Source organism: Curtobacterium sp. YR515, assembly GCF_900113095.1.
Taxonomy (GTDB): Bacteria; Actinomycetota; Actinomycetes; order Actinomycetales; family Microbacteriaceae; genus Curtobacterium.
This window is the reverse complement of the sequence record NZ_FOOD01000004.1, coordinates 250,394-264,550: the sequence shown is the minus strand read 5'-3', so window position 1 is coordinate 264,550 and position 14,157 is coordinate 250,394. Positions and strand designations below refer to the sequence as shown.

Genomic DNA, 14,157 nt, shown 5'->3' with positions numbered 1-14,157 from the left:
CGCGTCCGCACTCACCGCAGAAGATGGCTCCGTCCGGGAGCGTCGATCCGCAGTGTTCGCATCTGATCACGTGTTCCGCCTGTCCTCACTCGGCCGTCCACGACGCTCGCCGGCCTGCACGCCATCGTAGTCGCGCCCTCCAGCGGCTCCCTGGCCACCTGTGGAGCGTCGGCCCCGGACCGTCACCGCGGAGGCGACCGATGCCCGCGCAGACCGGGTGGCGTCGACGACGCGGAGCGAGCGCAGGGACACCGCCGCGCGGATCCGTTCCTTGCGGGTCCGGCCGGCCCGCAGGCTCGTGATCGCGTCGTCCGTCGCCGACCACATCCGGTCGGCAGCGGTGCCGTCGGCCTCGCTCGGCCCGAAGACGGACCGGTCGGCCAACGCCGCGAGTCCGGTGCCGCCCTCCCCCGGAGCTCCCACGACGGCCTCGCGTCGGGTCGCTGCCCGAGCGACGTCGTGACCCCGGTCGACCAGGGCGTCGCGGTACTCGTCCCACGCCCCGACGATCCGGGCACGTGGCGTCGGGGCTCGGCGCCGGCGACGACGCCGGATCCGCTTGAGCAGCACGATGACGCCGAACGGCAGCAGCACGAGCGCGGCGAGCCCCAGCACCCCGAGGGCCCACGGCAGCACGGCGAGCAGGATCTGCAGCCAGAGCGGCTGGACCGGAGGCGTGTTGCGGTCGCTCTGCGGCGGCGCCTGCTGCGACTGGTCCTGCTGCTCGGCCGGGGGCGGCGGCACGACCGTCTCCGGGCGCGTGACCGGCTGCGGCGTCTGCTGCTGCTCGTCCGGGATCTCACGGACGGCGGGGTTCGGGTCGATCATGACCCACCCCCACTGCGCCGTGTCGACCTCGACCCGCGCGGTGACGTCGGACCCGCGGAACGTCGTCGTCCCGCCCGAGGTCGCGCTCCGGCCCGCTCCGCCGCCCGCGTCGCCGCCGGCGGTGAACCCCATGACCACGCGCGCCGGGAAGCCGAGCTGGTCCGCCATCAGCGCCGCCGCGGCGGCGTACTGCTCCTGGTCGCCGATCATCAGCGGCGACGTCAGGAGCTCTTGGATGCGATCGGCACCGTGCCCGGAACGACTCGCTCGGTCGTCGCCGACGCCGTGGCTGACGTACCCGTTGCGCTTGAGCGCCTGCACCATCGCCACGAGCTTCGCACCGTCGGTGCCGGCATCGTCGGAGTAGGCGTCCACGGTGTCCCGCACCGCGTCGGGGACCGACCGCGGCGTCGGCACCGAGGCGCTCCCCGGGCGTGCGGACGCGAGCTGCTCGTCCGTCGGTTGGTCCGGCACGACGGCGGTCAGGTCGTACCGGGTTCCTTCACCGACACCACCGACGACCGCTCCGGTCGCGGTGGAGCCGTTGTAGAAGAACGCGCCACGCTCCTGCTCGGCCCCGGACCCGGTGAAGTCGACCCGCTCGAGGTCACCCACCGTCGGCAGCCACACCCCGCTGTACCCGTCGACCCGGACGCCGACGCGCACGGTCGTCCCCTCGACGCCCCGGACGTCGACCGAGGTCGGGACGCGCTCGAAGGTCCCGGACGCCGTCGATCCGTCCGACCCGCCGACGCGGTAGACGACCCCGTCGTAGGTGTCGAGCGTGGCGATCCGGACGAACCCGTTCTCCGGCAGCCCCGTGACCGTGAGCTGCGGCGTGTTCGACGCGGTGTCCTCCTCGTAGGCGCGGAAGCCGCTGAGCGGACTGACGTAGTCCCGCGGGTCGAACGGCTTCACCACGTCGGTCCGGGCGACGGTCCGGCCGACGGACGGCGGAGCGACGAGCCCCAGTCCGGTCGCGACGACCGCCGCGGCGACGATGGTCCCCGTCCCGACGAGCGCCGGCCGGATCACCGAACGCGCCACCGGCACGCGGGACCCGATGGTCGTCGCGACGGCCACGGCACGCCGTGCGTGCCGCACCGTCAGCGCCCACACCAGCGCGATCCCGGTGAGCGCGACGGCCGTCACGATCGACGTGTCGAGCCGACCGGGTCCGACGACCACACCGGCCGCGAAGACCACCAGCGCCGGGATGCTGGCGAGTTCCTGCCTGGAGGCGCGGGTCGCCACGCTCACGCCGGTCACCGTGGCGACGAGCAACGTCGCGAAGTACGGCACGAGCAACGACTCGTAGGAGCCGACCGGCAGGCTGATGGTCACCAGCTGCTTCCAGCCGAGGGCGACGCCGGCGAACAGGTCGACGAGTCCCTGGCCGGTCGGCAGGATCCCGTTCGCCTCGCCCGGCACCGCTGCCGGCACGCCGGTGAGCGCGAACGCTGCGACCGTGGCGACGGCGACGACCGCGGTGGGCAGCCGGAACACCGTGCCCAGGAGCGCGACGAGCGTGCCGAACACCACCGCGGTGACGGCGGCGACGATCATGGCGTCGTCGCGGTAGACGGGCCACCAGGCGACGCTCGCGACGGCGAGGACCAGCCACACCGCGAGCGTGCCACCCACCAGCCGGAAGGGCGAGAGGCGGCGGGCGACACGGCGGGCATCGCGCCGGACCGTCTTCCGTGCCCGGGTGTCCGGGCCCGCTGCGACGCTCATGCGGCCGACGCCGATCGGTGCAGTGCGTGGCGGAGGTCGTCGAGGTAGCCGATCGTCATCACCGTCAGGCCCGCCACACGCAGGAACCGGGGCTGGGCCTCGGGCTCGCAGATCACCGCGACGACCTCGACGCCGACCGGGAATCGCGTCGCGGCCAGTCGCAGCGCCGGCAGCTCGACCGTCGAGCCGACCACCAGGAAGGCCACGGAGATGCCCGCGGTGTCGGTGCCGACGATGCGCGCGACCTCGGCGATCGGCAGGCAGGCGTCGGCGAGTCCGACGGACGCGAAGTCGTCGAGCAGGCGGGTGGGCGTCACGGTGGGCAGCGGGTGCACGGCGTACACGGGGCGCTTGGCGAACTCCGGCGTCCGCTCCGACACCACCACGGTGACCTCGCGGCCGTCGCGGATCGCGCGTGCGCCGAGCGACGCCGCTGCGCTCACCGCGAGCTCGAACTCCTCGTCGTCGGCGAACTCGGCACGTGAGAGGCCGAGGGCCACAACGAGGTGCGACCGGCGGGTGTCCTCGAACTGGCGCACCATCAGCGCACCGGACTTCGCCGTGGACTTCCAGTGGATCGTGCGGGGATCGTCACCGGGCATGTACTCCCGGATGGCGTGGAAGGCGATGTCGGACGGCGACAGGTCGGTCGTCGCCTGCCCCTCGAGGTCCCGCACCAGGCCGGTGCTCGTCGACGGGATCGCGATCGTCCGCGGGTGCACGATGACCTGCTCCCGGGCCGTCCAGACGATCTCGCGTCGGACCAGGCCGACCGGGTCCGCTCGCACACCGGTCACCGGACCGACGTCGAGCACGCCGCGCCGGACCGTCGGCACCGGGACCTCGCGCTCGAACGTGCCGCGCGGGCCGATCGACGGGATCGCCACGTCCACCAGCCCGGACCCGACCGGCACCTCGACCGTCGTCGGGACCGAGGGGAACCGCACCGGGTTCTCCGCCGTGACCACCACGCCGGCGGCATCGCCCACCGCCACCCGGTGCTGCGGCAGGCGCATCCGGATCACGAGCCGCGAACGGCCGATGAGCGCGACCGCAGCGACGACCACGAGGAGCGCCCCCGCGAAGCCCACGACGACGACCTCGCGCAGGCCGAACCGGTAGCCGAGCACGAACGCGACCAGCGTGAGCGCCGCGACCGTCCACCCGAGGCCGGTGACCACGGACGAGACCTCTGCCCACCCACGCTTGACGAGCCTCCAGGCCGTCGACCAGGCCCTGGCGAGACCGACGACCGCGTCCGCTGCCACGCCGTCACGGTCGCCCACCAGGCGCGTCCGGACGTTCGTGAGGCCGGCGACCGTCCCGGTGCGCTCGTAGGCCGTCGTGCCTCGACGCGACCGCGTCGAGGACGGACGGCGCGAGCGCGTCGAGACGGGCCGGCGGTCGGTCACGACCCGGCCCGGTCCGCCGGCGGCGGGGTCTCGACCAGCAGCTGTGCGATGACGCTCGTGGCGCTGACGCCGTCGAACTCGGCCTCGGCGTCGAGGACCAGGCGGTGCGCGAGGATCGGCACCGCGAGTGCCTTCACGTCGTCCGGCGTGACGTAGTGGCGACCGGCCAACGCCGCGAAGACGCGGGAGGCGCGCATGAGGCCCATCGCACCGCGGACGCTGACGCCGAGCCGGACCTCGCTCGCCGAGCGGGTCGCGTCGACCAGTCGGGCCACGTAGTCGGCGATGACCGGGTCGACGTGGACCGAGCGCGCCAGCGTCGCCATCTCGGTGATCGTCGCCGCGGGCACGACACTCGCGAGCGGCACCGAACTCGACGGCGCCGACGACGTCTCGAGGATCTTCACCGTCGCGGCGTGGTCCGGGTACCCGATCGACGCCTTCATGAGGAAGCGGTCGAGCTGGGCCTCCGGCAGGCGGTACGTGCCGGCCTGCTCGACGGGGTTCTGGGTCGCGATCACCATGAACGGCGCCGCGAGTCGGTGGTTCACGCCGTCGACCGTGACGGCGGACTCCTCCATCGCCTCGAGCAGGGCCGACTGGGTCTTCGGGCTCGCACGGTTGATCTCGTCAGCCAGCACGATGTTCGAGAAGATCGGGCCCCGGTGGAAGTCGAACTCCTGGGTCTTCTGGTCGTAGACGCTGATACCCGTGATGTCGCCCGGCAGCAGGTCCGGCGTGAACTGGATGCGGTTCGTCGAGCCCTGCACGCTCTGGGCCATCGCCCGCGCCAGGCTCGTCTTGCCCGTGCCGGGGACGTCCTCGAGCAGCAGGTGCCCCTCGCTGAGCATCGCCGTGACCGCGAGGCGGATCACGAACGTCTTCCCGAGGAGCACCTGCTCGACGTTGGTCACGATGCGGCCTGCGACGTCGGCGAACCAGGTGGCCTGCTCCGGGGTCATGCTCATGCGGTGTCGTTCCTCGTTCTCGGGGATGGCGTTATGGGCAGGCTATGGCCTGGTGGCGGCAAGCCAAGGCTATGTACTCGGCGGCGTGGATGGCGCGACCGCAGCCACATCCTGCTCGACTGGAGCAGCATCAGTTTTTCCATCTACTCGGGCGACTACAGTGATCGATTTCCCGTCCGAGGGGATCGTGGACCCATCCGCGTACGGTCGTCCGTCTGCACCACTCGTCGGGCACCCCAAGAATTCGAGCGCCGATCCGGTGCAAATGTAGATCGAGTACCTGATGTCATGGTTGCCGGTGTTGGCCGGGGCAATCACCTTCAGTGTTTTGTCTGCCTGCGGATTCTCGGCAGTCGCGCGGGTGGCGACGGGTATCGCGCTACCCACCTTCGTTGGATCAGCGCAGTATGTACCGCCGCCGTCGGGCAGCCTGCAAGCTTCGATGGTCACGCCGAGTTCGCTGCCGTAAGCGCTCGGGTACAAGGTCACGTCTGAACCGTCGGTCGTCGTGCTCGTCCCGGCCTCAAGGCTCACCTTGAAGAAGGTCGCAGTGCCGCCGACCGCACGGATATCGGAGACCACAACTGGAAAGTTGCCGTCCCGATCCGAAGTCGGCGGAAGCGAGACACGTGCCGACGCCGAAGATGGCGACGTGTACGACGAAACCGGCCCGGTGACGCTGGCCGCGCAGAAGCCGAGTCCATTCACTGCGACCACCGCGTAGTACACGTCTCCCTCGCCGCCTGGCATGTCGGAGAAGCCGGAGGCTCCCGCGCCCGCGGTCTTCGTTGCGTCCTGTGCACGCACAGCTTTGCAATCGAAGGTCTTACTGGGGAGCCGGAACAACCAGTACGCCTGGATTCCGCTGCCATTTCCATTCGCCGGCGAGAAGTTCACGGAGACGGCCGTCGAATTTCCGGACTCTTCACCGGTCGCCCTGAGGTTCCCAGGGGCCGTCGGTGCGCCGACGGCGGAGCCGGTCGCCGACGCCGAGTTCCACTGCACCACGGTCCCGTTGCGGTCGGCGCCGTTCCGGGCGGACACCGTCACCGTGTACTGCGCCCCGCTCTGCGCCCCCGTGAAGGAGGTGTTCGTGGCCGTACCCGTGCTGCGTGTCGTCGATAGATCCGGCCCCTCGATCGAGACGACGTAGTTGTCTACGGCGCTGCCGTTGTTCGGCGCCGCGACTGCGTTCCAGTTCACGTCGAGCTGGTTCGGCGTGCTCTTGCTCGGGGTGACGCTGATGCCGGTGGGCGGCGCGGGGACGAAGTCGGCGCTGATCGGCGCGGAGTTCGCGGAGGCGGCCGAGTCGCCGACGGCGTTCGTGGCCACGACGGAGAACTGGTACGACCCCTTCGGGTCGAGCCCCTTGATCGTGCAGACCGTCGCCGTCCCGCAGTCCTTCGACACCCCGTTCGTGCCCTGCAGTCGGTAGCCGGTGATGGGCGAGTTGTTCGCCTGCGGCGTCGACCACGTCAGGGTCGCCTGCCCGCCTTCGTACGATCCGGTGCGGGTGGGAGCACCGGGTGCGTCCGGGACGTCCTGCACCGAGATCGTCACGTCGCCCCACACGTACCGGTCCGGATCGTCGGTGGCGTCGGCGACCTGGTACTGCAGGTGCGTGTCGACGGGCTTCGCACTGTCGGAGACACTGACCTGCAGCCGCGACTTGTCGGCGCTCGGCGTGACGGTCACGCCACCGGGGAGCCCGCCGCCGAGGCCGCGGATGTTCACGACGCGCAACCGCTGGCCAGGGAACGGGTTCGTGGGCTGGTCGTTGGCGAGGACGTCGATCGTGGTCGTCTGGCCACGCTTCGTGACCGACTTGTCCGCCCCGGGCTGCACGAGCGGCCGCGTCGAGGCGACGACGTCGACGCTCACGACCCCGGACCGGCCGGCGTTGGCGTCGTCGGCGACCCCGATGCCGATCGAGGCGGTCGTGTTCTTCTTCGCGGTGTCGGCGACCTTGATCGTCAGGTTCTGCCCGCTGATCGTGGCGGTGGTGCCGTCGCTCGGCTTGCTGACGACGGAGTACTTGAGCTCGGGGAGGTCCTGCGGGTACGGGTAGTCGGTCAGCTTGCTGAGGTCGATCGTGCGCGACTCCCCCGGCTGCATGTCGACGGCGGAGCCGGTGAACGCCGGCGGCTGGTTGGACCGGGGCGTGACCTTGACCGGCAGCACGAGCGTCGCGACGCGTCCCTTGCCGCCGTTGGCGTTCGAGCCGTCGGTGACCTCGAACGAGATGGAGGCGTTGCCGTAGTAGAGCTTCGACGAGGTGAACTGCAGCGTCGAGGAGTCGACGACGAGGCTCTGCCCGTTCGCGTGCGTCGCCTTCACCGTGCCGCGGTCGGTGATCTTCGCGGTCTGCCCGTTCGCTGTGACGACGTACTTCGACAGCGGGATCCGGACCGTCGCCTCGCTCTTCACCGTGATCGCACCGGCGGTCCGGTTGACCTGCGGCAGGGCGTCGTCGAAGCCGGGCACGTGGATGAACCCGTAGGAGACGATGTCCGGGTGGTCGACGCGGGCGACCGAGAACGGGATCACCTGCGAGTCGTCGGAGAGCCGGACGACGATGCGCCCGTCGTCGGTGGTGCGGGCGTTGTCGCCGTAGCCGTCGACGACACCGACCTTCAGGTCGGCCGTGGTCCCCTCGGCGAAGAAGACGTTCTCGAGGACGTCGACCGTGACGCTCTGCCGGTGCAGGATGTCCTGCAGGTCGAGCGTGGTGTCGTCGACCTCGGGCCGCAGCGGCTGGGCGTCGGGGTCGACCGTGACGGTGAGGAAGGCCGTGCTCGCTCCGCCGTTCTCGTTCGTCACCGTGTACAGCACCGCGTAGTCGCCGTTCTTCGCGGTCTTCGGCGGTGTGACCCGGATCTGCTGCTTCTGCAGGATCTTGGCGGAGACCGACTCGGCGGTGGGCTCGGCCTTCGTGACGGTGAGCTGCCCGCCCTCGGGGTCGGAGTCGTTCTGCAGGACCCGCACGGTGACCGAGCCGCCCGGCCGGATGGTCACGTGGTCGGCTTCGGCGACGGGGTTCGACGCCTGTTCGGCACGGGGCGCGATGCCGACGCGTACGGTCCCGGTCGCACGGGCGCCGAGCGCGTCGACGACCGTGTACGTGAACTCGTCGGTGCCGGCGGAGTAGTCGCCGGCCTCGTACGTCAGCGAGTCGGACGACACGTCGGCGACGGAGCCCTTGTCGGGGTTCGAGGCGACACCGACGAGTTGCACCGAGTCACCGTCGGGGTCGATCCCGTTCAACGGGATGGACACCCTGACGGACTGCCCGGCGACGACCCGCGCGGTCACCGTCTGCGGGACAGGCGGGTTGTTCGTCGCGGCGTCCTGCTCGCGCACCGAGATCGAGACGGTCGCGTCGGCGTACTGGCCGTCGGGCCCGGCGACCCGGTACACGGCGGTGTAGTTGCCCGGGGTCTTCGGGGCGAGGTACCGCAGGTGGTCGCCCGAGACGAACAGCAGGCCACCGTCGCCGGGGACGTTCTGCACGAGGTCGGGCTGCAGCGTGAGCGGCTCCCCCTCGGGCTGGGTGTCGTTGTCGAGCACGTCGATGTTCGCCACGTCGCCGACCCGCACGGTCGCGGTGTCCGGCTGCGCCACGGGCGGCTGGATCCGGTCCGGCTTGGGGATCTCGACGACCGTGATCGTGCCGGTCGCCGAGGCGAGTCCGTTCGTCTCGGTGTAGCCGAAGGAGACCGGACCGTCGAGCGGCGCGGTGAGCGTGACCCGGACGGTGTGCTGGTCGAGGATGCTCGCCTCGACCCCGGAATCACTGCCCGGACCGTCGAGCGCGGTCACGAGCAGCACGCCGCCGGCCGGGTCGATGTCGGTGGCGGTGACGTCGGTGTCCTTCGTCGACAGGGTGTTGACGAACACGGTCTTCGGCGTCGTGATCGGCGCGGTCGAGGCGTCCGGCGGAGCGAGGATCGTGACCCGCACGATGCCGCTCGTCGTCTTCGTGCCGTCGGTCACGGTGTACTCGAGCTGGTGGTCCCCCGCGCCGGCGCCCTGCACGCGGAACGTGCCGGAGTCGTAGCTCGGGGTGACGGTGAGGCCGGTCGACGACGACACGCTCGTGAGCGTGACGGTGCCGTTCCCGCCGCGGACGTGGTCGAGCGGGTCCACCGTGAACGCCTTGCCCGCGTACCCCTGCACGGGGAACGGGTCGGCGTAGAGCGGCACGCTGCCCTGCTTCGCCACGTGGACCGTGACCGAGCCCCGACCGTCCGCACGCCCGTCGCTCACGACGAGCTGCACGGCACGGTCGCCGGTCCGCGCGCTCGCGTTCCGGTAGTCGAGCAGCCCGTCGGGTGTCGTCGACACGCGGTCGCCGTCGGCCGCGGTCGCCGACTTGAGGTACACCGGGTCGCCGTCGGGGTCGACCCAGTCGCCGAGCACGTTCGAGACGACGTGCCCGTTCTGCACGACGTCGGCCGAGGTGTCGCGGACCTGTCGGGGCGGGTCGTTCTCGGAGTCGGGGCGGACGGTCACCCGGACGGTGGCGGTGTCGGACCCGCCGTTGCCGTCCGTGATCGTGTACGGGAAGGAGACGGTCCCGGTGGCGCGGCCGGACAGCGTGATCTGGAGGCGCTGGCCGTCGCCGACGATCGCGACGTCGCCGACGGCGTCGTCGATCTTCCCGACCTCGCTCACGACGATCGGGTCGCCGTTCGGGTCGTAGTCGTTCAGCAGGACCGGGAGGCTCGTGGTGCGTCCCGGACGAGCGCCCAGGTCATCGTCGACCGCCACCGGCGGCTTCTGGTCCTTCTCGACCTCGGGGTCGTCGTCGGACACCTGCTCCTGCTGCTGGTCCTCGTCCTTCTTGATGAGGTCGGCCCAGTTGTCGATGAGCTGTCCACTCCGGTCGATCGCCCAGGAGCGCCCGCTCTGCGGGTCGTTCGCGACGACCGTCTCGCCGTTGTGCAGGATCTGCAGGTCACCGGTGCCCGCGGTGCTCGCGAGTCGCTGCAGCCCGGAACCCTTGCAGGTGTCGATCGCCTGCCCGCCGGCCCACGCCGCGTACGTGCAGGAGCCGACGACCATCGGTCGTGCAGCACGACCGGAGACCTGCATCGCAGTGCTGCTGACGTCGCCGGATGCCGAGACACGGACCAGTCCGGCGGTGCCGGCGACGACGACCTCGGACGAGCTGTCCGTCGAGTGCTGCAGGGCGGGCGCACTGCCGACGCGGTCACCGAGGTCGACCGTGCGACCGTCCACCGACATCCGGCCCGAGCTGCGGTCGAGCACGGCCAGGTGGTCCCCGAAGGACGCGACCTGGAAGTCGTCGGCGCGGTCCATCTTCACCGTCCACCGCTTCGCGACCGTCGGCGTGGTGCCGACGTCGACGAGTGCGGCGGTGCCGGTCTTCGGCGAGTAGACGGCGACGTGGTCGTCCGAGGCGTCGAAGACGGCGTCGGCGCCGAGCGTCAGGTCGGCCTTCGTCGACGCGTCGAACTCGCCGAGGTCCTTCGCCGGGGTCGCCCAGAGCTCGCCGGTGTCCCCGTTGCCGATGACCGCCGTGGAACCCGCGAAGAAGACCTGCGGCGTCCCGGCCGGCAGCGTGACCGGGTCGGCCACCGTGGCGTCGGCCACGTCGACCTTCGCGACCGTGCCCTTCGTCTCGTCGACGCTGTAGACCGTGGAGCCGCGCTGCAGGACGGACAGGTCGTCGCTCGCGGTCTCGACGGCGGTGTTGAGCTGCAGGACCCCGGTGTTCGCCCGGCCGACCGCACCGTACTCGGCGGACGGCACCCACACGGTGCCGTCACCGAGGTCGACCCGCTGCGTGTGGTACCCGGTCGACGCGATGGCCGCGGTGGCGACGACCGCGCCGACGACGACCGAGGCGCCGACCGTCACCGCTGCGGACCGGTGCTTGGCGAGGAACGCCCGGATCACCCGGCGCTCCCGATCGTGGCGCACTTCTGGGCGCTCGCGACCCCGGTCTTGCCGTCACGGTTGACCGCGACGGCGATGCACTCCTCGTCGCCCTTCTGACCCGAGACGACGAAGCTGGTGCCGGTCTGCTGGCTCGCCGCACCGTTCGACGAGATGACGTAGGTGTCCCCCGTGCGCAGGCCCGGGTCGGCCCAGGTGAAGGTCACTGACGACGGGGACGGCTCGGCGCGCACGTCGGCGACCACCGGGATCGCGCCGGAGCCGAGGCGACCGATGACGAGCACGGTGGCGACGGCGAGTGCGGCGACCACCACGACCGCGATCGAGGTCGCCCAGACCAACGTCGACCGCGTGCGGCGGCGGGCGCGCGTGACGGAGCCGGTGCGGTGGACGGTGCCGACGCTCTGCGCCGCGGCCCCCGCCGATCCGCCCTGCAGCGCCTTGCGCGTGCGACGACGTGCACCCACGCGGGTCGGGGGCTGGAGCTCGCGGATCATCGTCCGGTCACCGTGCGGGGTCGGCGTCGCGACGGCCCACGCCTCGACCGCGACGTCCGCCGAGGTCTGCGGGATGCCGAGCTCGGCCTCGACCTGCTGGAACCCACGGACGAGCTCCATGACGGTGGACGGCCGACCGGCGACCTTGCGCGACATCGCGGATGCGAGCAGCCGCTCGAGCGACGGCGGGACGTCGGTCCGCCCGGTGGGCTTCACACCGCCCTTGTCGATGCGCCCCATGAGGTCGGCCGCGCCGTTCTTGCCGCCGCGGACCTCGAAGGGGCTCCGGCCCGCGAGCAGGGAGAAGACCGTCGCCGCCAGCGAGTAGACCTCGGACTGGATCGTGCCGCGGGACTCGTCGATGAGCACCTCGGGCGCGGACCACGGGATCGACATGCCGATCGGCTCGTCGGGGTCGGCCTCGCCGATGGTCGCCGCGATGCCGAAGTCGGACAGCACCGGGTTGCCGTACGCCGTGAGCAGGATGTTCGACGGCTTGATGTCGCGGTGCAGCACGCCTTCACGGTGCGCGGTCTCGAGCGCGGATCCGATGCGGATGCCGATCGCGAGGACCTCGGACACGGGGATCGGCTCGCGGCGGTACCGCTCGCTGAGGGATGACGAGCAGAGCTCCATCACCAGGTACGGCCGGCCGTCGGAGGCCACGCTCGCCTGGAACACCGTGAGGATCGACGGGTGCGTGCTGAGTCGCGCCATCAGGTTCGCCTCGGCCTGGAACATCTGCCGGACGCGGTCGTCCACGACCTCGTCGAGCAGGACCTTCACGGCGACCTGCCGGCGCGGCATGTCCTGCTCGTAGAGGAAGACGTCCGCGAAGCCACCGGAACCGAGGACGTGCACGGGGCTGAAGCCCGCGATGACGGGCGGGGTGGACGGCAGGCGTCGCGCCATCGTCCCCTCCTCCCCGGCCGAGCGGCCAGCTCTCTCGTCACGGCCATGCCATTGTACGAACCGTGGGTGACCGACATTCCGCACACTGCGCGCAGCCCGAGGTCACCCGTCCCCCAGTTCGGGGGGCACTCAGTGCCGCGGCAGCGTGTCCTCCACGTCGCCGTCGTCCGGGGCGTCGTCCACCTGGAGGACGACGACCGTCACGTTGTCCCGACCGCCCGCGACGACCGCGTCGCCCACCAGACGCTCGGCGAGGTCCTGCGCCGCCGGCACGCGTGCGGCGATCCGGGCGATGCCGGCGTCGCCGAGTTCCTTGGTGAGCCCGTCCGAGCACACGATGTACCGGTCCCCCGCACGGAGCGGCAGGGTCCACCAGTCCGGCTCCGGCGGTTCGCCGAAGCCCACGGCCCGGGTGATCACGTTGCTGTCCGGGTGCCGCTCGGCGTCCTCGGCGCGGAGGAGGCCGGCGTCGACCATCTCCTGCACGACCGAGTGGTCGACGGTGACGCGTCGGAGGACGCCGCCCTCGATCCGGTAGGTCCGGGAGTCGCCGACGTTGAAGACGAGCGCGGCCGGCTGTCCCTGCGCGGCGACGAGCGCGATGCCGGTGACGGTCGTCCCGGCGCCGATCGCGTTGCCGCCCGCTGCGCGCTCGATGTCGGCGGTGGCGAGCAGGAGCGCCCGCTGGATGGACTGCCGCGTCGTGAACGCGCTCTCCGTCGCCTGCTCGAGGCGGCGGACCACGGCGTCGCTCGCACGGTCGCCCGCGAGGTGGCCGCCCATCCCGTCGGCGACGACGAAGAAGGGCGCCCCGACGATGTAGCTGTCCTCGTTGTGGTCACGGCGCCGACCGACGTCGGTCGCGGCTCCCCACGAGAGCGTCAGGGTGGCGCCGTCGGCACCGGGGACGTCGATGGCGTGCGCAGTCGCTGCTCGGCCGAGTTCGGTCACGTTTCAGGATCGCTCTCTGGGGGTTCGGGGCGTGCCGGCGGGTGGGTCGGTCGGCCACGTGGGAAGGGGTGGGAGGTCCCTCGACGACGGTGCGACCCGCAGGTGTGGCGAGAGGACCTCGATCACGTTGCCGTCACCGATCTCGACAACCGTACCCGTCAGCACGACGTTCGACGCACCCGCCGGCATCCGGAACGGCGCCGACCCGGCGGGCCGCACGACGGTCCCGTTGGTGGACCGGAGGTCGTCGACCACGGCGGCTTCGCCCTCGGCGTGCAGCATCACGTGCGACGACGACACCTGGCCGCTCGACGACGGGACGGACACCAGTTCGGGAGCCGGACCGCGCAGGATCCGCGGCAGCGCGGGCCGCCGGCCGACGATGACGGGGTGGTCGAGTCGGATGACGCGGTCGCCGATCCGCACGGACGGCACCCTGGTCGTCGGTGCGGGGACGTCGGACGGGAGGCGCGGCTCGCCCCCGACGGGCGTCCCGCCCTGGGTGGTGGGGTGCGTCCGGGCCCCGACCACGGTGTCGTCGATCGAGCCGCCCTCCGGGCGCGGCGCGCGACCGGGCCGCAGCACCGTGTCGTCGAGGGAACCGGTCGCCGGAGCGGCAGGCGCACCCGGCACGGGCGGCACCGGACGGATCACCGTGTCGTCGACGTCCTGCGCTTCCGAGACGCCGCGCACCACCGGCGCGGCCGGCAACGGCGGCACCGGACGGATCACCGTGTCGTCGACCGAGTCGGCGGTCGGAGCGCCCGGGAGTCGGGATGCACCGGGGACGGGCGGGACCGGACGGATCACGGTGTCGCCCAACGGGTCGTCCACTGACGCGTGCACCGGTTCGTGGGACGCGGCGGTGCGGGGTCGACGGACGACCGTGTCGTCGATGTCGTCGTCGCGCACCCGAGCCCTCCAAGCGTG

The 14,157-nt window shown here is 71.7% G+C and carries 7 protein-coding genes and 1 pseudogene; all 8 read right to left on the bottom strand.

Annotated elements, in window-relative coordinates:
* Position 1 precedes the first annotated feature (1 nt).
* A pseudogene (locus tag BM028_RS18890) lies at positions 2-70 on the bottom strand (zinc-ribbon domain-containing protein); the annotation flags it as partial.
* On the bottom strand, positions 67-2,565 hold the full coding sequence (locus BM028_RS12595) for a transglutaminaseTgpA domain-containing protein (protein ID WP_092386962.1): 2,499 nt from the start codon (positions 2,563-2,565) through the stop codon (positions 67-69). The gene BM028_RS12595 and the pseudogene BM028_RS18890, both read right to left, overlap by 4 nt.
* Positions 2,562-3,833: a DUF58 domain-containing protein gene (locus BM028_RS12590; RefSeq protein WP_254789566.1), complete on the bottom strand. Its 1,272-nt coding sequence runs from the start codon at positions 3,831-3,833 to the stop codon at positions 2,562-2,564. The genes BM028_RS12595 and BM028_RS12590 overlap by 4 nt, the downstream gene beginning before the upstream one ends.
* A gap of 140 nt (positions 3,834-3,973) precedes the next feature.
* Positions 3,974-4,945 (bottom strand): AAA family ATPase, encoded by a 972-nt coding sequence (locus BM028_RS12585; RefSeq protein WP_070416281.1) that lies wholly within the window; start codon positions 4,943-4,945, stop codon positions 3,974-3,976.
* A 69-nt stretch (positions 4,946-5,014) separates the two neighbouring features.
* Positions 5,015-10,867, bottom strand: a complete 5,853-nt coding sequence (locus tag BM028_RS12580) for an Ig-like domain-containing protein (protein WP_092386961.1) — start codon at positions 10,865-10,867, stop codon at positions 5,015-5,017.
* Positions 10,864-12,276, bottom strand: coding sequence for a serine/threonine-protein kinase (locus tag BM028_RS12575; protein WP_071296246.1), 1,413 nt, complete (start codon positions 12,274-12,276; stop codon positions 10,864-10,866). The genes BM028_RS12580 and BM028_RS12575 overlap by 4 nt, the downstream gene beginning before the upstream one ends.
* A gap of 129 nt (positions 12,277-12,405) precedes the next feature.
* On the bottom strand, positions 12,406-13,227 hold the full coding sequence (locus BM028_RS12570; protein WP_070416284.1) for a PP2C family protein-serine/threonine phosphatase: 822 nt from the start codon (positions 13,225-13,227) through the stop codon (positions 12,406-12,408).
* 3 nt (positions 13,228-13,230) lie between these two features.
* Positions 13,231-14,139, bottom strand: a complete 909-nt coding sequence (locus BM028_RS12565; RefSeq protein ID WP_092386960.1) for a hypothetical protein — start codon at positions 14,137-14,139, stop codon at positions 13,231-13,233.
* Positions 14,140-14,157 lie beyond the last annotated feature (18 nt).